This is a genomic window from Vibrio sp. RC2502 (assembly GCF_054850435.1).
The window spans coordinates 1,080,504-1,105,464 of sequence record NZ_CM141453.1; the positions used below are offsets into that span (position 1 = coordinate 1,080,504).

Here is a 24,961-nt window from a genome sequence, read left to right on the forward strand (position 1 = left end):
GTGTGCCGCAGTCTCTGTAAGGTTTTAGGCTTTTGTGCTCAGAAAGTGCACTAAAAAAATCTAAAACGCTGACCGTTCCAGTCCCTTATAGAGAAGTCATGGATGCTAACGAAAAAACTTGGAGTTTTACGCATGTATAAGAATAAAATCACGCGCGCTTTATTTATTGGTGCTGGTCTTTCTCTTGCCCTAGCGGGTTGTGGCGACAATAAGCCAGAAGAAAAACAGGCGGCTCAGCCGGCACCTGCACCAGAAGCAAAAACTGATTCTTCAGAACCGAAACTAGCAGCAGTTCAAGAATTGGTGCGTGGTAACGGTACAGAAGTTGCGACAATAGACCCTCACAAATCTCAAGGTGTTCCTGAATCTCACGTGATTCGCGACCTACTTGAAGGCCTAGTAAACCAAGACGCAGACGGTAACACTATCCCAGGTGTTGCAGAGTCTTGGGAAACTGAAGACAACAAAACATACACTTTCCACCTGCGCAAAGACGCGAAATGGTCAAACGGCGATCCTGTAACAGCAGGTGACTTCGTTTACAGTTTCCAACGTGCTGTCGACCCTGCAACGGCTTCTCCATACGCTTGGTACATGGAATACACCAAGATGAAGAATGCGAAAGACATCGTTGCTGGCAAAAAAGACAAGAGCGAGCTGGGTGTTAAAGCTGTGGATGACCACACTCTAGTGGTAGAGCTAGATACAGCTGTACCTTACTTCGTGATGATGATGGGCCACACAACAGTGAAGCCTGTTCACCAAGCGACAGTAGAGAAGTTCGGCGATCAATGGACGAAGCCAGAGAACTTTGTTGGTAACGGTGCTTATGTTGTTGACAACTGGGTTGTGAACGAGCGTCTAGTATTGAAGCGTAACGAGCAATACTGGGACAACGAAAACACCACACTAGAGAAAGTTACTTTCCTACCGATTGAAAACCAAGTTGCAGAAATGAACCGCTTCCTAGCGGGTGAAATCGACTTCACGAACGAACTGCCAACAGAGCACTTCAAGCGTCTGAAGAAAGAGCACCCACAAGAAGTATCTGTGACGGGTAACCTATGTACTTACTACTACATCTTCAACACGAAGAAAGCTCCGTTTGATGATGTACGTGTTCGTCAAGCTATCTCTTACGCGATTGACCGTAACATCGTAACTGATGCGATTTTAGCTCAAGGTCAAAAACCAGCTTACTTCCTAACGCCAGAAATCACAGCAGGTTTCAACCCAGAAATTCCTGCTTACGGCAAGATGACGCAAGAAGAGCGTAACGCAGAAGCGGCTCGTCTATTGGAAGAAGCAGGCTACGGCGCAGATAATCCACTTAAGTTTAACCTTCTTTACAACACGTCTGAGAACCACAAGAAAATTGCGGTTGCTCTAGGCTCTATGTGGAAGAAAACACTTGGTCTAGATGTAACGCTAGAAAACCAAGAGTGGAAAACATACCTATCAACAAAAGACTCAGGTAACTTCGAAGTTGCTCGTGCTGGTTGGTGTGGTGACTACAACGAAGCTTCGTCATTCTTGACTCTAATGATGAGCAACAACACCACTGGTGGTATTCACTACGACAGCAAAGAATATGATGCAATTATGAATAAAGCGTTCAGCTCTACGTCAAACGAAGAGCGTCAGGCGCTTTACCTAGAAGCTGAGAAGCTAATGGCGAAGGATATGCCAATTGCACCTATCTACCAGTACGTGAAATCACGTCTACTATCTACGAAAGTGGGTGGCTTCCCATCAAACAACGCGGAAGAAAAGATCTACTCTAAAGATCTCTACATCACTGAGTAAATCTTCAATCAGATAGAACTATAAAAATTAGGCTCTGCATGTGAGAAATTGCATGTGGCGCCTATGTTCAGTCCAAAATAAATCGGACTATTCTTTTTCATTTAAATTGTCACAGACTGAAAGAGTGAGTTTATGCTTAAATTCATCGCAAAAAGGATATTTGAGGCGATCCCAACAATGTTGGTTTTGATCACCGTATCTTTCTTTCTTATGCGTTTTGCACCGGGAAACCCTTTCTCGACAGAACGTCCACTACCGCCAGAAGTTATGGCGAACATTGAAGCGAAATACGGCCTTGATAAGCCAGTATTCGAGCAATACACAACGTATTTGACCAACGTTCTGCAAGGTGATTTTGGTCCATCGTTTAAATACCTAGATTACACCGTCAACGAGTTGATTGCCGTTGCTCTGCCAGTGTCAGCGAAAGTGGGTTTTATCGCCTTCATCTTTACGTTGATCATGGGCGTGACGGTCGGGACGATAGCGGCTCTCAAGCAGAATACGTGGGTTGACTACACCATAATGTCGACCGCGATGCTTGGTGTGGTTATGCCGTCGTTCGTATTGGCGCCAGCTCTGATTTACCTATTCTCTCTACATTGGCACATTTTCCCTGCGGGTGGTTGGCAAGATGGTAGCTGGCAGTTTTTAGTGTTGCCGGTTATTGGTATGTCATTGCTTTACGTTGCAACGTTTGCCCGTATTACTCGCGGTTCAATGATTGAGACACTAAACAGTAACTTTATCCGCACCGCTCGTGCTAAAGGTCTGAGTTACCGTTACATCATCATCAAACATGCTCTTAAACCAGCACTTCTTCCTGTTGTTTCATACATGGGTCCTGCTTTCGTAGGCATCATCACGGGTTCTGTTGTTATCGAAACCATCTTTGGTTTGCCGGGCATCGGTAAGCTATTCGTTAACGCTGCATTTAACCGTGACTACTCGCTAGTAATGGGTGTAACCATTCTGATTGGTTTCCTGTTTATCTTATTCAACGCGATTGTAGATATTCTACTTGCAATGATTGACCCGAAAATTCGCTACTAACAGGGAAGTTTGGTTATGTTGACGAAAAAAGAAAACCTAGAAGCGATTGAAAAATTCTCTGAGAACCTAGAGATTGAAGGTCGCAGTCTTTGGCAAGATGCTCGTATCCGCTTTATGCGTAACAAAGCGGCGATGGTGAGCTTATTTATTCTTGTTTTAATGACGTTGGCGGTAATTGTTCTGCCGATGATCGCTCCTTACGCGTTTGACGATACTGACTGGTATGCAATGCACGTTGCGCCAAACTCTGAACATTGGTTTGGTACCGACAGTCTAGGCCGAGATTTGTACGTGCGTACTCTAATCGGCGGCCGTATCTCGTTAATGGTTGGCGTGATGGGTGCGTTCGTAGCGGTATTGATTGGTACACTTTACGGTGCGGCTTCTGGCTTCATTGGCGGTAAAGTTGACCGCATTATGATGCGTATTCTAGAAATCTTGTACGCTGTACCGTTCATGTTCCTAGTTATCGTACTTGTTACCTTCTTCGGCCGTAACATCATTCTTATCTTCGTTGCGATTGGTGCAATCGCTTGGTTGGATATGGCGCGTATCGTACGTGGTCAGACACTCAGCCTACGTAGTAAAGAGTTCATCGAAGCGGCGCATGTTTGTGGTGTAAGTAATTGGAAGATCATTACTCGCCATATTGTACCGAACGTATTAGGTATTGTAGCGGTTTACTCTACGCTTCTAATTCCGAGCATGATTCTGACCGAATCATTCCTATCATTCCTTGGTCTTGGTGTTCAGGAACCAATGACAAGTTGGGGCGCACTTCTACAAGAAGGTGCACAGACAATGGAAGTAGCAATTTGGCAGTTGGCATTCCCAGCGGCGTTCATGGTTGTGACTCTATTCTGCTTCAACTACGTTGGTGACGGCCTGCGCGACGCGCTGGATCCAAAAGACAGATAATTAAAAGATAAGATTAAGGAAGCAATGATGAGCTTATTAGATGTCAAAGATCTGCGTGTCGAATTTACCACCCAAGATGGTATCGTAACCGCAGTAAACGATTTGAACTTCTCTCTGAAGCAGGGCGAAACTCTCGGTATCGTGGGTGAATCTGGTTCAGGTAAATCACAAACTGTATTCGCAATCATGGGTCTACTGGCGAAAAACGGCAAGATCTCAGGCAGCGCGAAATTTGAAGGTCGAGAAATTCTTAACCTTCCAGAAAAAGAGCTGAACAAAGTTCGTGCTGAACAGATCGCGATGATCTTCCAAGACCCAATGACGTCACTGAACCCTTACATGAAAGTCAGTGACCAGTTGATGGAAGTGCTAATGCTGCACAAAGGCATGGGCAAAGCAGAAGCGTTTGAAGAATCAGTACGTATGCTGGAAGCAGTAAAAATCCCTGAAGCACGTAAGCGTATTACCATGTATCCGCACGAGTTCTCTGGCGGTATGCGTCAGCGTGTAATGATTGCGATGGCGCTATTGTGCCGTCCTAAACTGCTGATTGCGGATGAACCAACCACGGCACTAGACGTAACGGTTCAAGCGCAGATCATGGACTTGTTGAACGAGCTGAAATCCGAGTTCAACACGGCAATCATTATGATCACCCACGACCTAGGTGTTGTTGCTGGTTCATGTGACAAAGTGCTTGTGATGTACGCAGGTCGTACGATGGAGTACGGCAACGTAAACGAAATTTTCTACAACCCAAGCCACCCTTATGCGGAAGGTCTTTTAAAGGCGATCCCTCGTCTGGATACAGAAGGTGAAATTCTGCCAACCATTCCTGGCAATCCACCAAACTTACTGCGTCTACCACCGGGCTGCCCTTACCAAGAGCGTTGTCATCGTGTGATGGACCGCTGTAAGCGTGAAGCACCAATCTTGACGCCATTTGGTGATGGTCGTCAGCGTGCATGTTTTTCTGAATGGGAGGCTTGGAACAAATGAGCGCAGATAAAAAGTTAATTCTGGATGTATCTGATCTGAAAGTTCACTTCAGCATCGCATCGAAATCAGCGTGGCCTTGGTCAAAACCTTCTAGCCTAAAAGCGGTAGATGGCGTAAATGTGCGCCTCTACGAAGGGGAAACGCTTGGCGTAGTAGGTGAGTCAGGTTGTGGTAAATCGACCTTCGCACGTGCCATCATTGGACTTGTTGAAGCGACCGATGGCGAAGTGGTTTGGTTAGGCCAAGACCTCACAAAAATGAAAGATGTACAGCGCCGTGAAACACGTAAAGAAATCCAGATGATTTTCCAAGATCCTTTGGCTTCTCTTAACCCGCGTATGACGGTTGGTGACATCATCGCAGAGCCGCTAGAAACGTTCTATCCAGAACTGTCTAAGCAAGAAGTGAAAGACCGCGTTAAAGAGATGATGGCGAAAGTTGGTCTATTGCCAAACGTAATCAACCGTTACCCGCATGAATTCTCAGGTGGTCAGTGTCAGCGTATCGGTATCGCACGCGCACTTATCCTTAAGCCAAAAATGATCATCTGTGACGAACCAGTTTCGGCGCTAGACGTATCGATTCAGGCTCAAGTCGTTAACCTTCTGAAAGAGCTGCAAAAAGAGCTAGGACTTTCTTTGGTGTTTATTGCGCACGATTTGTCAGTGGTGAAACATATCTCTGATCGTGTTCTCGTGATGTATTTGGGTAACGCGGTAGAGTTAGGCGAAGCGGATGCGCTATTTGCAGACCCTAAGCACCCTTATACGCGTGCGCTGATGTCGGCGGTTCCAATCCCAGACCCAGAGTTAGAACGCAATAAAACCATCCAAATGTTGGAAGGGGATCTGCCATCACCAATCAATCCTCCTTCAGGTTGTGTGTTCCGTACTCGTTGCCCTCAAGCGACAGAAGAGTGTGCAAAAACCAAACCTACGATTGAAGGTACAGACATTCACGCGGTTTCTTGTATTCACGTGAGCGTGTAACCACCAAATGTTAGGTTAAGTAAATTCAGCCTGTGACGGGCTTAAGCGCGATTCCTTTTAATAGGGTCGCGCTTTTTTTATGCTCACTTTCGTTGAACATGAATTTCAATGCTCATTCGAATTTCTTGAACAAGATGTCCTAAGCGTGATGATTTTCTGTTTCTTATGAATCTCTAATATAAAGGGAGACATAAGAAATAGGAGAGCAATCATGGGTAAGTTGGTCGAAGGCGTATGGCACGATGTGTGGTATGACACAAAAGCGAATGGCGGGAAGTTCGTTCGTGAAGACGCTGGATTTCGTGACTGGATTAAAAATGATTCAGAGGCGGTATTTCAACCAGAATCTGGCCGTTACCATTTGTATGTTTCTCTCGCGTGCCCTTGGGCCCATCGAACGCTTATCTTCCGTAAGTTGAAAGGTCTAGAGCCACACATTGATGTGACGGTTGTTTGCCCTGATATGCTCAGTCAAGGTTGGCAAATGGGTTTACCCGAGCCGCTGTTTGGTCATACACGTATGTACCAAATCTACACTCAAGCGAAACCTGACTACACAGGGCGTGTTACGGTGCCAGTTCTGTGGGACAAAAAGACCAACACGATCGTGTCGAATGAATCGTCAGAGATCATTCGTATGTTTAACTCCACATTTAACGATCTCACGGGCAATCATGACGATTATTATCCCGAGCCACTACGCGGTGTGATTGATGAATGGAATGATTACATCTATCCAAACGTGAATAATGGGGTGTACCGTTGCGGTTTTGCTACTTCGCAAGAAGCGTATGAAGAGGCTTTTGAATCATTGTTTTCGGCCTTAGATAAAATTAATGCTCATCTGGCGACCCATCGCTATCTAGCAGGCAATAAAATTACGGAAGCCGATTGGCGTTTGTTCACCACGTTAGTGCGTTTTGATGCCGTGTACGTTGGGCACTTCAAGTGTAATAAACAACGCATTGCCGATTACGTCAATATTCAGGGTTATCTGAAAGAGCTGTATCAGATTGACGGTATCGCCGATACCACCGATTTCTATCATATTAAGCGCCATTATTACTTCAGTCACACAGGGATTAATCCAACGCAAGTGGTGCCTAAAGGGCCTGATTTAGACTTTAGTTCTCCTCACCAAAGAGAAATGATCGGTTAGTTTGTAACGGTTCATCCAATACAAAGCCCTTAACGACGAACTGCGTTGTTAAGGGCTTTTATTCACGCTAAGTACTGGGAGATAGAGGGGCAATTTTTAAATATATGCTCGCCTTATTTAGCGCGGACGATGTCCATCACCAACTTACCGTCAACCTTTACTGGACCATCTTCTTTGGCTCCGAGTGAGTACTCAAATACGCCCGTCTTCATTCCACCTTTTTCTCCGTGGACCATTAGCATCAGCATGTCACCAGACTCAACCGGTTCCATCAAAATTGCATTCACGTTCTCATTTTGTCCCATTTTAAGCGGAGCATAGCCGATCACGGGGCCTGGCTTCATCGATTCATCTGTTCGGTGTACAACCATCCAGCCGTTTTCGTCAGCATGAGCCATTTTTGCCGTTACCGTGCCCGCGGACATATCTTGATCTGCGCCTTCAATACTTGGGGAGGAAAAACTAAACGCAGAAAAACTGAACAGACATGCAGCTAAACCAAACTTTAGGAATGAGTTGTTGATGGAGTTGTTCATATGTATTCCTTACTTATGTGTGAGATTGCGTAATTGCATTCCATCTTCGTTACGTAGTTTCTCGTAAGAAAGTTCAGATGATATGAAAATAATGCCGATAAATTGAACGGGATCGGGGAAATCGCTCTGTATTATTGAGCTCTGGTGATAGTTAAAAGCCAGGACAAGACCCGCTGGTAAGGCAGGACGGTGGCCAGTTTCAGATTATCTTCTTGTCGTCACAGCTTCTTACCAATATTCAAATAAACTAATGATATGACAACCGCTTTTTAACGGGGTGATGCATGGATATCAACGAGTTTGCGACTGGCGAGCATCTTATCTGGAATCTGCTTATTGCCTTGCTATTGGGTGCGATTATCGGGACACAGCGCGGCTGGGTGATGCGAAATAGTGTTGAAGGTAGTCGTGTTGCTGGTATTCGTACGTTCTCTCTTGTCGGGTTACTTGGTGGTCTTGTCGCGATTCTTGCGGATCTCTATTCTCCTTTATTGCTTGGTTTTGCCTTGATTGCGTTGGTGATATTGGCGTGTATCGCGTTTGTCATGCAGCAGAAGAAGAGTCGCGATATCAGTATTACTGGCGTGGTTAGCTTGTTGGTGACGTTTGTGTTGGGCAGTTTAGCTGTGTCGGGAGAAGCGGTGCTTGCGGCATCTGCAGCTGTGATTACCGCAGTGGTGCTCGACAACAAACGAGAACTTCACCAAGCGTTGCAAAAATTACAGGAATACGAGCTGGATGCAGCGCTCCGGTTGCTGATTATCTCCATCGTGTTATTGCCGCTTCTTCCAAATCAATCCTATGGCCCTTGGAACGCTCTTAATCCTTACGAGATTTGGTGGATGGTCGTATTGATTGCCAGTATTTCGTTTGTGGGCTATTTCGCAATCAAAATCGGTGGGGCGAAACGTGGCATATTGTTCACCTCCATTTTTGCAGGTTTAAGTTCTTCGACGGCGTTAACGCTGCAGTTTTCCCATCTTTCTCGGGAGCAAGCCAATATCAGCCCATTGCTCGCCAGTGGCATACTCTTGAGTTGCGGCACCATGTTTCCTCGGCTGTTGATTATTCTGTTTGTGATTAATCCTCAACTTGTCTCGTTACTATGGCCGATTGTGATGGCCATGATGGCGGCGCTGTATTTGCCTGCTTGGTGGATATGGCGGCGGAGCGAAGTGGAACAGATCGAACAATCGAACAAACAGAGCAACCCACTCGCACTGCAATCGGCGCTGTTTTTTGGGATGATGCTGGCGGTGATTATGCTGCTGTCACATGCGCTTGCTGAGTGGTTCGGTAATGCGGGTGTCTTAATTTTATCGGCCCTTTCAGGGATTACGGATGTAGACGCGATTTCCTTGGCGCTCGGTCGTCAGAGCATCCAAATATTGAGCGTAACCACCGCCGCGCTGGGTATCTTAATTGCCGCATCGGTCAATACCATTGTTAAGATGAGTATGGTTGTCGCGATAGGAGACAAAAAATTATGGCTTAGGGTCACGCCTGTGATGGTGGGATGTGTTGCCGTTGGGGCACTGATGTTCTTTGTCTTGTATTGAGTATCTGTTTTCTAAACCGTATGTCTTGAACAACAAAAAAGCCCTCGACGAATCGAGGGCTTTGACTATTCATTCAAGCAAAGAAAAGAATTACTTCTGTTCTTGAGTTGCTTGGATTGCTGTTAGAGCGATGGTGTACACGATATCGTCTACTAGCGCGCCACGAGACAAGTCGTTTACTGGCTTGCGCATACCTTGCAGCATTGGACCGATAGATACTAGGTCTGCTGAACGTTGTACCGCTTTGTAAGTCGTGTTACCAGTGTTTAGGTCTGGGAATACGAATACTGTCGCTTTACCTGCAACTGGAGAGTTTGGTGCTTTAGAAGCAGCAACGTTTTCCATGATCGCAGCGTCGTACTGTAGAGGACCGTCGATGATAAGATCAGGACGTTTCTCTTGAGCCAGTTTTGTTGCTTCACGTACTTTATCAACGTCTGCACCCTTACCAGATTCACCAGTAGAGTAAGAGATCATTGCAACGCGTGGTTCGATACCGAATGCTGCTGCAGAGTCAGCAGATTGGATAGCGATTTCAGCAAGCTGTTCAGCTGTTGGATCTGGGTTGATTGCACAGTCACCGTATACTAGTACTTGATCAGGCAGAAGCATGAAGAATACTGAAGATACGATAGACGCGTTTGGTGCAGTCTTGATGATTTGGAACGGAGGAACGATAGTGTTCGCCGTAGTGTGAACAGCACCAGAAACTAGGCCGTCAACTTCGTTGTTCTCAAGCATCATTGTGCCAAGGAATACTGAATCTTGTAGTTTCTCACGAGCTACAACTTCAGTCATACCTTTCGCGCCACGTAGCTCAACCAGACGAGCAACGTAGTTTTCGCGAATAGCATCAGCGTCGATGATTTGAACGCCAGCACCTAGCTCAACACCTTGCTGCGCTGCAACGCGTTTGATTTCTGCTGGGTTACCTAGAAGCACACATTCTGCAATGCCGCGCTCTGCACAGATAGCCGCTGCTTTCACTGTACGTGGCTCATCACCTTCAGGAAGAACGATGCGCTTACCAGCTTTACGAGCAAGTTCAGTTAACTGGTAACGGAATGCTGGTGGGCTTAGACGACGAGATTTTTGAGTACCTTCCGTCATTGACTCGATCCAGTTACCGTCGATGTGACCAGCAACGTGCTCGTTAATGAACTCGATACGCTCTTTGTCGTCTGCAGGTACTTCAATGCTGAAGCTCTGTAGGTTTAGAGAAGTCTGCCAAGTGTTACCTTGTGCTTTGAAGATAGGTAGACCAGTTTCGAATGCTGGCTTACATAGACCTTCGATCTCACGTGGGATGTCGTAACCGCCAGTTAGCAGTACAGCACCGATATCAACGCCGTTCATTGCCGCTAGAGAAGCTGCAACGATTACGTCTGGACGGTCTGCAGAAGTAACAAGTAGAGAACCTGGTTTGAAGTGCTCAATCATGTTTGGCAGAGAACGTGCACAGAACGTGATGCTCTTGATGCGACGAGTGTTGATGTCACCTTCGTTGATGATATCTGCTTTCAGGTGCTTCGCCATGTCGATTGCACGAGTAGCAATAAGATCGATGCTCCATGGCACGCAACCTAGTACACGAATTGGAGAAGTGTTGAAGATTTCCATCACTTTCATTTCGTTTTGCTTCGCGCTGTCTGCATCGTCAAAGATTTCAGATAGGTCAGGGCGAGTACGGCCAGCTTCGTCAACAGGTGCGTTTAGCTTGTTGATGATAACGCCAGAGATGTTTTTGTTCTTAGTACCGCCGAAGTTAGAACATGCTACTTCGATGCGCTCTTTAAGTTGAGCTGGGTTATCAGTGCCTGGAGTAGCCACTAGAACAATTTCTGCGCCAAGTGTTGCTGCGATTTCAGCGTTCACTTGGTTAGCGAATGGGTGCTTACGAGTTGGTACTAGACCTTCGATAAGTGTTACATCCGCATCTTTATTGATTTGGTTGTAACGCTCAACAACAGTTTCTAGTAGCTCGTCCATGTTGTCGTTACCGATTAGGCTCTCAGCAACAGACATCGCCATAGGTTCACCGATCTTCATATCGCTGTTGTGGCCAACGATAGTAGAAGTCAGATCAGGTTGATCACCACCAGAACGTGGTTGAGAAATTGGTTTGTAGAAAGAAACCTTAACGCCTTTGCGCTCCATTGCGCGAAGAACACCCATGCTTACGCTAGTTAGACCAACACCAGCACTTGCAGGGATAAGCATAATAGTACGAGACATTCGTAGAGTACCTTTAGCTATTGGGGGATAAAAGCTCAACTCTTATTCCATGACGCTCGAAGAATAGGAGTTGAGCCCCTAAGAAATTCGTTGGATGAAAATCTGGCTAGCCGAGTGGCTAGCCAGAAAATTCAATTAAAGACCTGCTAGACGTGCAGTGTCTTCAGCAATAACTAGCTCTTCGTTAGTAGAGATAACCATTGCAGGGATACGGCTGTTTTCAGTAGTGATAACGCCTTCGCCGCCGAAACGAGCTTTAAGGTTAGCTTCGCTGTCTACTTCGATACCGAAGATACCTAGACGGTTTAGAACCATTTCACGGATAGGTGCAGAGTTTTCGCCGATGCCGCCAGTGAAAGTGATTGCGTCTAGACGACCATCTAGAGTTGCAGTGTAACCAGCAACGTACTTAGCTAGACGGTGACAGAACACGTCCATTGCACGAGTTGCTTCTTCTTTCTCACCGTAGTTGTCTTCAACGAAACGACAGTCAGAAGTCACTTCAGTTAGACCTTGAAGGCCAGACTCTTTAGTTAGCATTGTGTTGATTTTCTCAACAGAGTAACCAAGTGTGTCGTGTAGGTGGAAGATGATCGCAGGGTCGATGTCACCACAACGAGTACCCATTACTAGACCTTCAAGTGGCGTTAGACCCATTGAAGTATCTACAGATTGACCGTTCTTAACTGCACATACAGAAGCACCGTTACCTAGGTGACAGTTGATGATGTTTACTTCTTCAACTGGTTTGTTTAGTAGGCCTGCAACTTCACGAGTGATGAATAGGTGTGAAGTACCGTGCATGCCGTAACGACGGATACCGTGCTCTTTGTATAGGTTGTATGGAAGAGCGTATAGGTAAGACTCTTCAGGCATTGTTTGGTGGAAAGCAGTATCGAACACAGCAACGTTTTTAAGTGCTGGGAAAGATTTTTGAGCTGCTTTGATACCGATGATGTGTGCAGGGTTGTGAAGTGGTGCTAGAGTTGCACAGTCTTCGATACCTTTTAGTACGTCGTCAGTGATAAGTGCAGACTGAGTGAATTGCTCGCCGCCGTGTACTACACGGTGACCGATAGCAGCTAGGTTCTCAGAAAGCTCTGGCTTAGAAGCAAGAATAGTTTCTACCATGAACGCTAGTGCTTCTTCGTGTGCTGCACCGTTACCAAGTTGAGCTTCGTGTTTGCCATCAAGTTTCCACTTGATACGTGCTTCAGGAAGGTGAAGACATTCAGCAAGACCTGATAGATGCTCTTCGCCGTTCTCGGCATCAACAACAGCAAATTTAAGAGAAGAACTACCGCAGTTTAAAACTAAAACTAGCTTAGACATGTGTGACTACCTGTTATTCGTCTGATCAAAATCAGTTAAAGGATGAAAAATTAATCACAAGAATAGCCGATACCAGCAATGCTGCGTACTAATCTTGGTCAAAAATCGTTCTAATTCCATATAAAGAAATAGTGATGAACCCATCCATCACTATGATGCGATCCGTGCAGATAGATATCTCGGAGTTGCTTAAATTGTAAATAACAGCAACAATGAGATTGAGGGTCTGCAAAGGATAGCGATAATAGGCAATGATAACAAAAAAAATTTGAAAGAATATTAACTTTCATCAATTTTTTGCACCTTTAGTTGAAATGTTCAACTATTTTTTAGTGAGAGAGCGGTATGAGTAATAAAGTCGGATTGATCCATAGCCTGAAAGACGGCCAAAGTTACATGGAGATCTGGCCAGTTCGTAAAGAGCTGGGTGCCATATTTCCTGAGCAACGTATTATCAAAGCGACTCGTTTTGGCATTAAAGTCATGCCAGCTGTCGCTGCTATCAGTGTTCTCACTCAAATGGCGTTCAACAATTACAACGCGTTACCTCAATCTATCGTCGTAGCCCTGTTTGCTATCAGCTTGCCTTTGCAAGGTATCTGGTGGCTCGGTGCTCGCTCAAACACCAAATTACCGCCATCATTGGCTTCTTGGTATCGCGAACTTCATCAAAAAATCGTGGAAACAGGCTTTGCCTTAGAGCCAGTTAAAGCGCGACCTCGTTATAAAGAGCTCGCAATAATTTTAAATCGTGCTTTCCGCCAGCTTGATAAATCCTCACTAGAGCGCTGGTTCTAACTCATTTTAGCGTTCAACAATTTTTAAATGGAGTGTGCAATTGCCACTCCATTTTTTGTTTTGTCTATATCCTCATCGCGCAGTATGCGCAGTGGGGTTAAGCCTTTAGCCCGCAACCATCCTCTAGCTACGTTTGAGTGCATTACATTGTTGCGTAATAGAATGCGATCTTGCGATCACAAATGTTGCCTTAGTGTTAAATGTTTCTTTTCTTTACTAAGACTTAGTAGTAATAATAAAAATAAGATGCACAAGAAGTGCACAGATACGCAAACACAACATTACGCCTTCTCACATTTGATCTCATGAGTATCCACATATTGCTGAAGCTCGTGAAACAAGGACGAAGACACATCAAGGAGTTATGATGAAAACGAAACGTTTATTAGCCACTGCCGTTCTATCCGCTACTGCTATTCTTTCTTCCACCCATGTATTTGCTAATACCGCAACAGTTGCGGTTTCTCAGATCGTTGAGCATCCAGCTTTGGATGCCACTCGCCAAGGTTTGCTAGATGGATTGAAAGCAAAAGGGTATGAAGAGGGTAAAAACCTAGAATTCGACTACAAAACAGCACAAGGTAACCCTGCAATTGCGGTGCAAATTGCGCGTCAATACGTGGGAGAGAGCCCAGACGTGCTAGTCGGTATTGCAACGCCGTCAGCGCAGGCACTGGTTTCTGCGACTCGTACTATTCCTGTTGTGTTTACTGCGGTGACTGACCCGGTAGGAGCCAAGTTGGTTAAATCGATGAAGCAGCCGGGCAAAAACGTAACAGGTTTATCAGACCTGTCTCCAGTGGCTCAGCACGTGGAGCTCATTCAAGAAATCCTTCCTCAAGTCAAAAGCATTGGTGTCGTCTTCAACCCTGGCGAGGCGAATGCGGTGACGCTGGTTAATCTTCTAAAAGAAAGTGCAGAGGCGAAAGGCATTACAGTGGTGGAAGCCACTGCTTTGAAAAGTGCCGATGTTCAATCTGCTACGCAAGCCATCGCAGCAAAATCAGACATCCTTTACGCGCCTACAGATAACACTGTAGCGAGTGCGATCGAAGGCATGATTGTCGCGGCGAACCAAGCGAAAAAGCCAGTCTTTGGCGGTGCAACATCTTATGTTGAAAAAGGTGCGATTGCTGGCCTTGGTTTTGACTACTACCAAGTCGGTGTGCAAACGGCAGATTACGTAGCAGCCATACTTGATGGTCAAGAGCCAGGAAAGTTGGATGTAAAAGTCGCAACGGGTTCGGATTTGGTCATCAATGAGAGCGCCGCTTCTAAGTTGGGCATCCAACTGCCGAGTTCTGTTGTTCAACGTGCGACTAGCATGCAGTAAATCACTTATCTTGAGGTAAGGACTCTTTCTCTCAGGCCCATTTGTCTCAGCAAGAAAAATGGGCTCGTAATCGTAAGTTTATGAGAGCAAAGTTTTTTCTGAGCGGATTGCTCTCTTTACCTCGACCTAAGTTGAAAGTTGTAACGTCAGATCGCTGCTAGCGATCTGAACATGCAGAAAGGAGCAGTTATGTCTGCATTTGCTTTTTTTGGCGCGCTTGAGATCGGCTTGATTTATGGCTTGGTTGCTTTGGGCGTCTATCTTACGTTTCGTGTTCTTGATTTTCCTGACTTAAGTGTTGATGGTAGTTTCCCTATGGGAGCCGCGGTTGCTGCGACAGCTATCGTTGCAGGCATCAACCCTTGGATTGCAACCGGTATGGCGATTATTGCTGGTGGCATGACAGGCTGGGTCACCGCATTTCTCGCTGTACGCTGTGGAATTTTGCATCTCTTAGCGTCCATCCTCACTATGATTGCCGCGTTTTCTATCAACATTCGTATCATGGGCAAACCCAATATGGCTCTTTTGGGTGAAGACACCATTCTCACTCCTTTTGAATCGATGGGCGATGCGATGTTTATTCGTCCGTTAGTCGTAGGCGTACTGGTTCTCATCTCTGCCTTTTTGGTGGTGCGATTGCTAAATAGCGATTTCGGCTTGGGCCTTCGAGCGACGGGTGTGAATGGCCGAATGGTGTCTGCGCAAGGCGCAAGCACAGGGTTCTACACCTACTTTTGTTTGGCGCTGTCGAATGGGTTTGTTGGCTTCGCTGGTGCGCTATTTGCGCAAACCAACAGCTTTGCTGACGTAACATCAGGCGTTGGTACCATCGTGGTCGGCTTAGCGGCGGTTATTTTGGGTCAAACGCTCATTCCAGGCCGCAAAATTTGGGTTGCCGTTTGCGCCGTTATTTTGGGCTCGGTGTTGTATCGACTAGCCGTCGCTTTTGCGTTGAGTTCTGGTATGTTTGGCCTTCAGGCCTCGGATCTCAACCTCGTGACCGCAGTGTTGGTTGCGGTAGCGCTCATTGCGCCTAAGCTCAAGCAAAGCATGAAAGCCAAACAACGCGTAACGACTGCGAAACAAGCGGCATCTAAAAATGGTTCTGGGGAGGCGTTATGATTGAACTCAACAATATCCAAGTGACGTTCAACCCTGGTACGATTTTGGAAAATCGCGCGTTGAAAGGGGTATCGTTAGAAGTACCAGAGCACCAATTTCTAACCGTAATCGGGTCTAACGGTGCGGGTAAATCGACATTGCTCGGAGCGGTGACGGGTGAGACACCAATGATTGGTGGTCAAGTGATCATTGATGGCAAAGACGTCACCAAGCAGACGGTTGCCCAGCGCGCTACTCAATGTGCACGAGTGTTTCAGGACCCGTTAGCAGGAACGTGTGGTGAGCTAACCATTGAAGAAAACATGGCTCTAGCGTACATGCGAGGTAAAAAACGTGGCTGGGGGCTGGCGCTGTCTGCCAAACGTCGCAAGTTGTTCCAAGAACGCATCAGTATTTTGGGGTTAGGTTTGGAAGACCGATTAGGTGACAGTATTGGTTTGCTGTCTGGTGGACAACGACAAGCTGTGAGCCTGGTGATGGCGACGTTATCGGAGAGTAAGTTATTGCTGCTTGATGAACATACGGCCGCGCTTGACCCACGTATGGCGGCTTTTGTCATCGATTTAACCAAGCGTATCGTCAATGAGTTTGATTTGACGGTGATGATGGTAACGCACTCGATGAAAGACGCGCTCGCTTGTGGTGACAGAACCGTCATGCTCCACCAAGGAGAAATCGTTCTGGATGTCGCTGGAGAACAGCGCGCCAATATGCAAGTGCCTGATTTACTAGACATGTTCTCTAAAGTTCGAGGCGAAGAACTTTCGGATGACAGTTTATTGCTCAATTAAATAGCATGTCTGATTCGTTACGCGTTTCTTCGACATAGTCAGAGCCGCGCCTACGCCTACCAAGTGTGATCCTCCTTGAGAAAATAGGTAAAGCACCGAATTTCCAAGGAGGATTTTTTATCTCTCATTCTTTAATAAAATAGTGGCATATCCACTTATTAAAGAGTGCTTATTATGTCTTTGCCATTTCTCTTTCATAGCCAGACGGTTGATGGTTTAGCCTTCGATGGTAAACGTGTGAAGGTCTGTCTAAAAACAGAAGCGTTAACATTTGATGCTGTTTATGTGCGTATTGAGCCAGACAACGAAGAATACCTTGTCGCCATGGTGCAATGCGGCAGAGCTGGAGAGTTACTGCTGTGGGAAGTATCATTCGAGCCGAATAGAGATCGAGACATCACCCACTATGTATTTAAAGTCGTTAGAAACGGTCAGCAATATTGGCTAGACGCACGTGGCGTGCAAAAACGTATTCCGCCCAAAGAATTTCATTTCAAATTGAATGTAAACCATCAACCGCCAAAGTGGGTTCAAGAACAAGTTTTCTATCAGATTTTTCCTGATCGTTTTGCCGCGAGTCAAAGTGAGTCTGCGATTCGTGAAGCGTACTGCGAGTACGATCCTGATGCTGTGATTAAAACGTGGGGAGAACCAGTAGGGAATCACCAAAACTCTGGGGTACGTGAGTTCTTCGGTGGTGATCTAAAAGGCGTTGAGCAAAAGCTTGGATACCTTGAACAATTGGGTGTGACCGCACTGTACTTCAATCCGATTTTCTCCTCGCCAAGTAACCATAAGTACGACACCACGGATTATTTCACGATTGATCCTATGTTCGGCACTAACGAGCATTTTGCGTCATTGTGCGAAAAAATCCGCAGCAAAAACATGAAGATTGTATTGGATGCGGTCTTTAACCATACTTCTGTGCATCACCCTTGGTTTGATATTCAGCAGAAAGGGAAAGGCGCGTACGGGAATCCTAAATCCGATTTTCGCGACTATTACTTCTTTGATGGGGAGAGTAATCACTATATTGGCTGGAAAGGTATCGACAATCTGCCGGTATTGAATTTTGAGAATTACGAAGTCAGAGAATATATCTACCAAGGTGAGGCATCGGTTATCAAACATTGGCTGAAGCCGCCATATTCCGTGGATGGCTGGCGTTTTGATGTCATTCATATGCTAGGTGAAGGGGAGGGGGCGAAAAACAACGCTCACTACGTGAAAGCATTTCGCCAAGCGACCAAATCCGTTAATCCGAATGCTTATGTGTTAGGTGAGCATTTTTTTGAAGCGACTCAATGGCTGCAAGGGGAGCAAGAAGACGGTGCGATGAACTACTACGGTTTTGCCCACCCTGTTCGAGCGTTTATCGCGCATCAGGACATCACGTACGACCCAATCGATATAGATGGTTTTGAGTTCAAAGCGTGGTTGGATGAAGCCAGAGCAAAAGTTCCTTTTGCCAATCAGCTCTCACAACTCAATCAACTTGATAGCCATGACACCGCGCGTTTTCTCACCTTGGTGAATGGGGATGAGAAAAAAATGCAAATCGCGTTGGCCTTACTCATGACTTATGTCGGCGCACCATGCATTTATTATGGTAGTGAAGTCGGTCTTGAGGGAAGCTTTGATCCAGATAACAGACGTTGTTTCCCTTGGCATCTAGTTCAGGGTTCACCTTGGCTCCAACTGTACCAACAGTGGATTGAAATTCGCAAACAGTTCAAAGCTCTACAATCTGGCAGCATGCAATGGCTTTATTGTGACGAAAGGGCATTTGCTTATGCAAGACAGCTTGGTGAAGAGACGATCATTGTTGCAGTCAATATTGGTCTACAAGAAAGCACGATTGACCTACCATTGTGGCAGTTAGGCTTGAATGCGAAACACTTGCATCAATTATTAGATAAGTGTGAAATAATTGATTATGAAGGTCATGTTTCTGTCAATATGGCAGCATTAAGTATCAATTTGTGGCAAGTGAAGTGACACCGCATTCTATATTTATTAAAATTTGTGAATATGTTCATTAATAACTATAAACAGCCTCTTTAAGCCGATGCATATGAGAGGCGAACACTTAAACAATGGTACTCAATGGTTAACCAAAGGCGATTTAGCCTCTCATTTGTTGTTTTCTTTCCTTTAGTTCTATTCATTGTGGTAATGCTCGTTACTACAAAAAACTACTACGATGCAGTCAATCGCTATATTGATACTGAATATTCGCGTATCGATAGAGCGTTAACTCGTGGTATCAAAGTCTTAACTGCACTGGACTACAGCTTTACCAACTATTCAAACTTCGCGAACCCTCTTTCTGAAGAGCATAACTCTATTGTGAAAGGCGATATCTGCTATATATGGCCGATTGATGTTTTGCTATTGGAGAACGTTTACAGCGATGGACTGCCAGCGGTTGATGTTGACTACATGATCGTCGGCGAAGAAAGCTTGTGTCAGGCAGGGACGAAAATCAACAAACTTGCAGAACAAAAAGCAGGCTTTGCCCCTTCTTTGTCCTTCCTTCATGATATTGAATCCCACATTGTTGGTATCCATTACATCGATAAACGTGGTTATGTGATTTCGTCGCCCGATAAGTATGCGAAGAATTTTACTAAAGAGCTTTGGTCAACGTTAAAGGCGAGGCCATTCTGGCAAAAAACCGCGCAAGATAAGGTCAACATTACATTGGCTGGGCCTGGGCCGATGCTTGATTCCATGGAAGGACAAATCATCAGTTTAACAGTGCCAATTTACGAAAAAGGCGTCCACCAAGGGGTGCTCTCGATTGATTTTGATGTCGATGCGCTGCTCACGACTTCTGAAAACCTTGTCGGGAAGCTGCACTTAGTTTCCAATTTCCAAACGATTCCTGAAGATGCCGTGCGGATCAAGCCCATTGAAAAAGAGCGCTTGAGTGCCAATCACAGTATTTATTACGAATATAACTTATGGAGCGAGATTAAGAATTTAACGTTCTTTGAAAAGTACAGCATCATGGTCGCGGTCTTTATTTACGTATTGAGTACCGTAGTACTGTTTTATGTCAACATGCACACCGAACGTCGCTACTTTAAAGATCTTGCTGCAAGAGACCCAATGACAGGGCTGCTCAACCGCAGAGGAATGCAGGCCGTTTGGCGTAATAAAATGACGAAGAAGAACGTGGCATTGGCTGTGTTCGATATCGATAACTTTAAGACTATCAATGATACTTACGGCCATGATGTAGGTGACTCTGCGATTCAACTGGTCGCGAAGTGCATCCGAGACAACATTCGTCACAGTGACGTCGCATCTCGCTTTGGTGGCGAAGAGTTTATTCTCGCGATATACGATGAAGATATTGAAGGGATGAAGCACATTCTCGAACGAGTCAAAAAAGCGATTGATGAACGATCACGACGAGTTACGAAGAATGGATTTACCGTGTCGGGTGGTGTGGTCTTTAGCTCTGCAAGCAAAGCGGAAAGCTTTGATGAACTGTTCAAGGCGGCTGATGAGAAGCTCTATGAAGCGAAAAGTACCGGAAAGAACAAGATTTGTTATTAGTTCGTGGCGCGCTTGCTAAAAGGCCATCTGACAAATAGCTAAAAGGGCGATAATATCGCCCTTTTTTGTACTTGTCGTTCAACCATTGCACACAATTCGTGCATGTTGAGTGCTTAAGCCACTTGGCTTTGACGCGATTGGAGTTCATCGCGGTAGCGCTGGATGTGCTCAACAATCGGTGCTGCTTTATTAAATGTTCGGATTTCGCGGAATAATTCGTTAGCTTCTGGGTAAGATTGGCGCAGGTAAGCGAACCATTGCTTCACGCGGTTTGGATAGTACAAACCTTTATCACCCTTCATTTCAAACTTTGAGTAGTAGATCAGCAGGTCAACCACATCAGACCAAATCATTGGTGTGTGGTTGTGTTTTACCATGTTACCTAGGTTCGGAATGTTGAACGCGCCACGGCACACCATCAGAGAGTCGACACCAGTGGTTTCGATGCAGCGTTGACCATCTTCGAAATTCCAGATTTCACCATTGGCAATCAAAGGGATGGAGAATCGCTCGCGAATTTTATTGATGTATTCCCACTTGATTTCAGATGCTATATAACCGCCTTGCTTAGTACGTGCGTGAACGGTCAGTTCATTCGCTCCCGCAGATTGAATCGCATCCACGATTTCAAAACAGTCTTCAGGGTTTTCCCAGCCCAGACGAATTTTTGCGGAGACAGGGATATTCGCAGGCACTGCGTCACGGCATGCTTTTACCACGCTATGAATCAACTCAGGATGCTGCAATAGCGCCGCTCCTCCTTTGCTTTTGTTAACCATTTTTGCTGGGCAACCAAAATTTAGGTCGATGCCGCGCGCGCCAAGCTCTGCTGCTCGGATTGCGTTTTCCGCCATCCAGTGAGGCTCTTGGCCTAGTAGTTGAACATGTACAGGCACACCAGAAGTGGTCTGAGAGCCTTGCATAAGCTCCGGACATAAGCGATGAAAGACATGGTCTGGCAGGACTTGATCGATCACTCGAACGAACTCCGTCACACACAGATCATAGTCGTTTATTTCGGTCAGGATTTGGCGCATCAAATGGTCTAAAACGCCTTCCATTGGGCCTAATACAACTCGCATAGTTTGCCTAATACAGTTTGGTGATAAAAAGGAGGGCGATTGTAGCGATGTCGGCTAAGTTTGTCATTAAAAGACTCGGCGCTGGTGCCAACTGGCATCTCACTTGTATTGGAGTATAATGCCGCCAAATTCATGGGAAACCAGATGTCATGCAATACACTTTGATTGAAAAAGGTGAAGTTCAACTTGATGAATCTTCGCTATTTATTGAAGGTGCGGTACTTGCCGCAAACCTAACCACAAAACCTTTGGCGCCAGAGGCCTGGCTTGAGCCGCTATTTGGTGAAGGTTTTAAATCGATTCAGCCAGCGGTCGAAGAGCAAATTCACAAGCAACATAACCGTATTTTACGTAATGAGTATTCAGCTCTAGAGCTAACTGGAAAAGATCCTGAGCAGTTAGCTGATTTTGCTGAAGGTTTCATGTCGGTTTGGCCTATGATTGAAGAGCAGTGGCAAGAGGTTGAGTTAAATGATGGTTTACAGCGTATGCTGCAAGCGCTGCTTACCACAATGATGCTAGCCATTGATGAAGAGTCTACTCAGCAACATATGCGTGACGCGGGCATTGAAACGCCGCCAGCGTTAACAGACCTTGTTGATCAACTTGATTTGATGTTAGTTGAAGTCGCATTGGGTGCAGATGAACTAATGGTCGGCAATAAATCTCAAAGCCTAAACCCATTTAAAGATGTAGGTCGTAACGATCCATGCCCTTGTGAGAGCGGTAAAAAGTTCAAGCAATGTTGTGGTAAGTAACACTATAAAAATATAGATAATAAAAAGCCGACCCTAAGGTCGGCTTTTTATTATCTATATTTTTATACGCCTTAACGAATTGGATTCTTACGTTTCACCGGAAAGAACTGTGCAATCACGATCAACGCCAAAGCGACCAAGTTACCAGCGAAGATAACCACCAACCATTGTGGCATCGATAAGTCGAAGAACTGCCAAACAATTTTTGAACAATCGCCATACGCTTCAAACATCCAAGGAACCCATTGGTTTAACGGAGCCCAACTTGGGAAGGTGACAAAAAGATCACAAGTTGCAAATGGTGATGGATTGAACTGGTAATCAACATGCTGCATTGCAAGCATCAATCCTTTGTACGAGCTTAATCCCCAACCAATAAGCCCTAACCAGCGGAATAGTGCGTTGTTCGGTGCGATAAGTCCGATGATAGCTGCACCGCCAATACCCATCATTGCCACACGCTCATAAATACACATTACGCACGGGGCAAGCATCATTACGTGTTGGAAGTAGAGTGCGCAGGCTTCAAAAAATATGATGAACAAAAGAAGAAGCAACCACGATAAGCGTCCCTTCGAAAACTGGTTAAGTGATGAAAAAATAGTCACGGTTTCAATCCTGTCTGAAATAGAAAAAAGCTCTGAATACTCAGAGCTTTTTATCGTGTATAAGTTTCCTAATCAACTCAAATTTTAGTGTCCGCCAGACACAACTGGAGTCAGATCACCGGTATGAGGTGCAATCCAGCCCGCATCGTAGAAAGACGCTGTTGCTGGCTCTAGGAAGAACATGATGCCCATCAGACCTACAATCGCCAAAACGACAGTGTATGGCAATGCCATCACTACCATTCGACCGTAAGACAGACGAATTAACGGTGCTAGCGCAGACGTTAGTAGGAATAGGAAAGCGGCTTGACCGTTTGGCGTTGCAACAGAAGGTAAGTTTGTACCGGTGTTGATTGCAACTGCTAACAGGTCGAACTGTTCACGCGTGATCAAGCCTTCCATAAGGGCTGATTTCACTTCGTTGATGTATACCGTACCTACGAATACGTTGTCCGAAACCATCGATAACAAACCGTTCGCAACGTAGAAGAGGGCAAGCTGTGTGCCTTTGTCTTCAACGGCTAACACGGCGTCAATAACAGGTTTAAATAGCTCTTGGTCAATGATTACTGCAACGATCGAGAAGAAAACCGCGAGTAGGGCTGTGAAAGGCAGGGCCTCTTCAAATGCTTTGCCCATTGAGTGCTCTTCAATGACGCCAGTAAATGACGTTGCTAGTATAATGACAGACAGACCAATCAGGCCAACGGCTGCTAAGTGAAGCGCTAACGCGACAATCAGCCAAACGGCGATAATACCTTGTACCCACAGTTTTGCGACGTCTTGGTTTGTACGTGTCTTACGTTCTTCGCGGTCAAAGTCCACAAGGATTTGACGTACGTTATCAGGCAGTTGTGCGCCGTAACCAAATACTTTTAGCTTCTCAACCAATGCACAGGTAATAAGACCACAGATAAATACTGGTAACGTCACAGGAGACATACGGATTAGGAATTCACCAAATAACCAACCCGCTTGGTCTGCAATGATAAGGTTTTGAGGTTCACCAACCATCGTTGTTACGCCGCCCAGCGCGGTACCCACACCAGCGTGCATAAGCAGCGAACGTAGGAATGCACGATAGTTTTCAAGGTCATCACGAGTCAGTTCTGTGATGGTGTCGTCTTGAGTATGGTCGTGATCGCCAATTGGGTTACCTGAAGCAACTTTGTGGTAAATCGAGTAGAAACCAACTGCTACGCTGATGACAACAGCGATTACTGTCAACGCATCTAGGAATGCTGACAAAAACGCGGCTGCGAAACAGAATGCAAGCGAAAGCAGAGTTTTTGAACGAATACCAAGCAGGATTTTGGTGAAGATGAACAGCAGAAGCTGTTTCATGAAGTAGATACCCGCAACCATGAATACTAAAAGTAGTAATACTTCTATATTCGCAACCAACTCATGTTTTACTTGCGCTGGGCTGGTCATGCCAATAGCAATAGCTTCAATTGCAAGTAAACCACCAGGTTGTAATGGGTAGCATTTTAAAGCCATTGCAAGCGTGAAAATAAATTCCGCGACAAGCAACCACCCAGCAACAAATGGATTTATTAGGAAGAAAACAATCGGGTTAATAATAAGGAAGGCTATAATGGCAACTTTGTACCAATCAGGCGCTTTACCAAGGAAATTCTTGATAAAAGCGTTTCCGAGCGATATCGGCATGATAATTCTCTTTATAACAATATTATGAATAGACACTACAATTAGCGCTCAAGTATCTGTTTGTTAGACTTATTAACTAGTCTTTTAAAACAATAACTTAGTAAAACAACAATCCTTTGTTTTATTGTAGTTTTGCCAAGTTACTTCCCCTGAACTCAAGCACCGCTCACTTTCGATCGCAAACTCTACACTCCGGCTTTTATTAGTCAATAACAAAACGTAATGCTTCCGACTAAAACTACTTTTTAAGTGTAATAACGCGATCAAAACGGCGTTACTATATCATGGAAAGCTTGAAAAAATCCCCTTGGATTTTAAATGACGCCAAGTGACGAGAAAAGATCAATTAAAAAGGAATATTAACCAGAGAATACAAATTTATTTTGCATATTATGAACATAAAAATGTGACGTACTTGTCGTTATTTTTTCTCTATTTGTGTTCGGTTTCTTTTTTATAAAATACAAATTTTACGGCTTTGAACTGCTTCACTAAGTATCCTAAATTCAGCGAACGTGTAGAGTATTAACTCTATATTGAGGGATCGTTTCAATAATTGATCGTAAATTTTCTCAAATCGTTAAGTAGTGGTATGATGAGTAGTATCGACCCTCAGAAATCAATATTGGATAAAAAGTA

General features: G+C 45.2%; 20 protein-coding genes. 14 read left to right on the top strand and 6 right to left on the bottom strand.

Features of this window, described 5'->3' with window-relative positions:
- Window positions 1-132: 132 nt before the first annotated feature.
- The 6 genes from ACYJZR_RS05105 (at window position 133) to ACYJZR_RS05130 (ending at window position 6,924) form a co-directional block, all read left to right on the top strand.
- A complete protein-coding gene (locus ACYJZR_RS05105) occupies window positions 133-1,806 on the top strand; it encodes an ABC transporter substrate-binding protein (RefSeq protein ID WP_005461499.1) in 1,674 nt (557 codons plus the stop codon).
- A gap of 132 nt (window positions 1,807-1,938) precedes the next feature.
- Complete coding sequence (gene oppB, locus ACYJZR_RS05110; protein WP_005461536.1) at window positions 1,939-2,859, top strand: oligopeptide ABC transporter permease OppB; 921 nt, start codon at window positions 1,939-1,941, stop codon at window positions 2,857-2,859.
- 15 nt (window positions 2,860-2,874) lie between these two features.
- Window positions 2,875-3,777, top strand: coding sequence for an oligopeptide ABC transporter permease OppC (oppC, locus tag ACYJZR_RS05115; protein ID WP_005482423.1), 903 nt, complete (start codon window positions 2,875-2,877; stop codon window positions 3,775-3,777).
- A 27-nt stretch (window positions 3,778-3,804) separates the two neighbouring features.
- Window positions 3,805-4,776, top strand: a complete 972-nt coding sequence (gene oppD / locus ACYJZR_RS05120) for an ABC transporter ATP-binding protein (protein ID WP_015297053.1) — start codon at window positions 3,805-3,807, stop codon at window positions 4,774-4,776.
- The gene (gene oppF / locus ACYJZR_RS05125) at window positions 4,773-5,765 is read left to right on the top strand and encodes a murein tripeptide/oligopeptide ABC transporter ATP binding protein OppF (protein ID WP_017447834.1); all 993 of its coding nucleotides are present in this window, start codon (window positions 4,773-4,775) and stop codon (window positions 5,763-5,765) included. Before oppD ends, oppF begins: the two co-directional genes overlap by 4 nt.
- A gap of 211 nt (window positions 5,766-5,976) precedes the next feature.
- Complete coding sequence (locus ACYJZR_RS05130; protein ID WP_089203002.1) at window positions 5,977-6,924, top strand: glutathione S-transferase family protein; 948 nt, start codon at window positions 5,977-5,979, stop codon at window positions 6,922-6,924.
- A gap of 113 nt (window positions 6,925-7,037) precedes the next feature.
- On the opposite strand, the gene ACYJZR_RS05135 is transcribed toward ACYJZR_RS05130, so the two are convergent.
- The gene (locus tag ACYJZR_RS05135; RefSeq protein ID WP_017447836.1) at window positions 7,038-7,460 is read right to left on the bottom strand and encodes a DUF7282 domain-containing protein; all 423 of its coding nucleotides are present in this window, start codon (window positions 7,458-7,460) and stop codon (window positions 7,038-7,040) included.
- A gap of 284 nt (window positions 7,461-7,744) precedes the next feature.
- Between ACYJZR_RS05135 and ACYJZR_RS05140 the strand changes: the two genes are divergently transcribed.
- Window positions 7,745-9,019: an MgtC/SapB family protein gene (locus tag ACYJZR_RS05140; protein WP_025510080.1), complete on the top strand. Its 1,275-nt coding sequence runs from the start codon at window positions 7,745-7,747 to the stop codon at window positions 9,017-9,019.
- A gap of 90 nt (window positions 9,020-9,109) precedes the next feature.
- On the opposite strand, the gene pta is transcribed toward ACYJZR_RS05140, so the two are convergent.
- Both pta and ACYJZR_RS05150 read right to left on the bottom strand, forming a co-directional pair.
- Window positions 9,110-11,254, bottom strand: coding sequence for a phosphate acetyltransferase (gene pta, locus ACYJZR_RS05145; protein ID WP_005461502.1), 2,145 nt, complete (start codon window positions 11,252-11,254; stop codon window positions 9,110-9,112).
- A gap of 135 nt (window positions 11,255-11,389) precedes the next feature.
- Window positions 11,390-12,586 (bottom strand): acetate kinase, encoded by a 1,197-nt coding sequence (locus ACYJZR_RS05150; protein ID WP_005461478.1) that lies wholly within the window; start codon window positions 12,584-12,586, stop codon window positions 11,390-11,392.
- Between the two features lie 345 nt (window positions 12,587-12,931).
- Between ACYJZR_RS05150 and yfbV the strand changes: the two genes are divergently transcribed.
- The 6 genes from yfbV to ACYJZR_RS05180 all read left to right on the top strand — a co-directional run bounded on the left by yfbV (window position 12,932) and on the right by ACYJZR_RS05180 (window position 20,203).
- Complete coding sequence (gene yfbV / locus ACYJZR_RS05155) at window positions 12,932-13,384, top strand: terminus macrodomain insulation protein YfbV (protein ID WP_005461479.1); 453 nt, start codon at window positions 12,932-12,934, stop codon at window positions 13,382-13,384.
- A gap of 367 nt (window positions 13,385-13,751) precedes the next feature.
- On the top strand, window positions 13,752-14,717 hold the full coding sequence (locus ACYJZR_RS05160) for an ABC transporter substrate-binding protein (protein WP_015297048.1): 966 nt from the start codon (window positions 13,752-13,754) through the stop codon (window positions 14,715-14,717).
- Window positions 14,718-14,906: 189 nt separating this feature from the next.
- Window positions 14,907-15,842 (top strand): ABC transporter permease, encoded by a 936-nt coding sequence (locus tag ACYJZR_RS05165; protein ID WP_005461508.1) that lies wholly within the window; start codon window positions 14,907-14,909, stop codon window positions 15,840-15,842.
- A complete protein-coding gene (locus ACYJZR_RS05170; RefSeq protein ID WP_005482418.1) occupies window positions 15,839-16,633 on the top strand; it encodes an ABC transporter ATP-binding protein in 795 nt (264 codons plus the stop codon). Before ACYJZR_RS05165 ends, ACYJZR_RS05170 begins: the two co-directional genes overlap by 4 nt.
- 174 nt (window positions 16,634-16,807) lie before the next feature.
- Window positions 16,808-18,634: a maltodextrin glucosidase gene (gene malZ / locus ACYJZR_RS05175; RefSeq protein ID WP_461715844.1), complete on the top strand. Its 1,827-nt coding sequence runs from the start codon at window positions 16,808-16,810 to the stop codon at window positions 18,632-18,634.
- 108 nt (window positions 18,635-18,742) lie between these two features.
- Complete coding sequence (locus ACYJZR_RS05180) at window positions 18,743-20,203, top strand: sensor domain-containing diguanylate cyclase (protein WP_406965977.1); 1,461 nt, start codon at window positions 18,743-18,745, stop codon at window positions 20,201-20,203.
- A gap of 113 nt (window positions 20,204-20,316) precedes the next feature.
- On the opposite strand, the gene dusC is transcribed toward ACYJZR_RS05180, so the two are convergent.
- Complete coding sequence (gene dusC, locus ACYJZR_RS05185; RefSeq protein ID WP_406965975.1) at window positions 20,317-21,285, bottom strand: tRNA dihydrouridine(16) synthase DusC; 969 nt, start codon at window positions 21,283-21,285, stop codon at window positions 20,317-20,319.
- Between the two features lie 149 nt (window positions 21,286-21,434).
- Between dusC and ACYJZR_RS05190 the strand changes: the two genes are divergently transcribed.
- Window positions 21,435-22,043, top strand: a complete 609-nt coding sequence (locus ACYJZR_RS05190; RefSeq protein ID WP_406965973.1) for an SEC-C metal-binding domain-containing protein — start codon at window positions 21,435-21,437, stop codon at window positions 22,041-22,043.
- A gap of 71 nt (window positions 22,044-22,114) precedes the next feature.
- Here the strand turns inward: ACYJZR_RS05190 and dsbB are convergent, their stop codons facing one another.
- Both dsbB and nhaB read right to left on the bottom strand, forming a co-directional pair.
- Entirely contained in the window at window positions 22,115-22,651 is a 537-nt protein-coding gene (gene dsbB / locus ACYJZR_RS05195; RefSeq protein WP_017448352.1) for a disulfide bond formation protein DsbB, read from the bottom strand.
- 84 nt (window positions 22,652-22,735) lie between these two features.
- Window positions 22,736-24,322, bottom strand: a complete 1,587-nt coding sequence (gene nhaB / locus ACYJZR_RS05200) for a Na(+)/H(+) antiporter NhaB (RefSeq protein WP_005461506.1) — start codon at window positions 24,320-24,322, stop codon at window positions 22,736-22,738.
- Window positions 24,323-24,961: the final 639 nt, after the last annotated feature.

Excerpts from the sequence above, each read along its gene's own strand:
- ACYJZR_RS05105 (WP_005461499.1), top strand. The coding sequence starts at position 133 with ATGTATAAGAATAAAATCACGCGCGCTTTATTTATTGGTGCTGGTCTT.
- oppB (WP_005461536.1), top strand. The coding sequence starts at position 1,939 with ATGCTTAAATTCATCGCAAAAAGGATATTTGAGGCGATCCCAACAATG.
- oppC (WP_005482423.1), top strand. The coding sequence starts at position 2,875 with ATGTTGACGAAAAAAGAAAACCTAGAAGCGATTGAAAAATTCTCTGAG.
- oppD (WP_015297053.1), top strand. The coding sequence starts at position 3,805 with ATGAGCTTATTAGATGTCAAAGATCTGCGTGTCGAATTTACCACCCAA.
- oppF (WP_017447834.1), top strand. The coding sequence starts at position 4,773 with ATGAGCGCAGATAAAAAGTTAATTCTGGATGTATCTGATCTGAAAGTT.
- ACYJZR_RS05130 (WP_089203002.1), top strand. The coding sequence starts at position 5,977 with ATGGGTAAGTTGGTCGAAGGCGTATGGCACGATGTGTGGTATGACACA.
- ACYJZR_RS05135 (WP_017447836.1), bottom strand. The coding sequence starts at position 7,460 with ATGAACAACTCCATCAACAACTCATTCCTAAAGTTTGGTTTAGCTGCA.
- ACYJZR_RS05140 (WP_025510080.1), top strand. The coding sequence starts at position 7,745 with ATGGATATCAACGAGTTTGCGACTGGCGAGCATCTTATCTGGAATCTG.
- pta (WP_005461502.1), bottom strand. The coding sequence starts at position 11,254 with ATGTCTCGTACTATTATGCTTATCCCTGCAAGTGCTGGTGTTGGTCTA.
- ACYJZR_RS05150 (WP_005461478.1), bottom strand. The coding sequence starts at position 12,586 with ATGTCTAAGCTAGTTTTAGTTTTAAACTGCGGTAGTTCTTCTCTTAAA.
- yfbV (WP_005461479.1), top strand. The coding sequence starts at position 12,932 with ATGAGTAATAAAGTCGGATTGATCCATAGCCTGAAAGACGGCCAAAGT.
- ACYJZR_RS05160 (WP_015297048.1), top strand. The coding sequence starts at position 13,752 with ATGAAAACGAAACGTTTATTAGCCACTGCCGTTCTATCCGCTACTGCT.
- ACYJZR_RS05165 (WP_005461508.1), top strand. The coding sequence starts at position 14,907 with ATGTCTGCATTTGCTTTTTTTGGCGCGCTTGAGATCGGCTTGATTTAT.
- ACYJZR_RS05170 (WP_005482418.1), top strand. The coding sequence starts at position 15,839 with ATGATTGAACTCAACAATATCCAAGTGACGTTCAACCCTGGTACGATT.
- malZ (WP_461715844.1), top strand. The coding sequence starts at position 16,808 with ATGTCTTTGCCATTTCTCTTTCATAGCCAGACGGTTGATGGTTTAGCC.
- ACYJZR_RS05180 (WP_406965977.1), top strand. The coding sequence starts at position 18,743 with ATGGTTAACCAAAGGCGATTTAGCCTCTCATTTGTTGTTTTCTTTCCT.
- dusC (WP_406965975.1), bottom strand. The coding sequence starts at position 21,285 with ATGCGAGTTGTATTAGGCCCAATGGAAGGCGTTTTAGACCATTTGATG.
- ACYJZR_RS05190 (WP_406965973.1), top strand. The coding sequence starts at position 21,435 with ATGCAATACACTTTGATTGAAAAAGGTGAAGTTCAACTTGATGAATCT.
- nhaB (WP_005461506.1), bottom strand. The coding sequence starts at position 24,322 with ATGCCGATATCGCTCGGAAACGCTTTTATCAAGAATTTCCTTGGTAAA.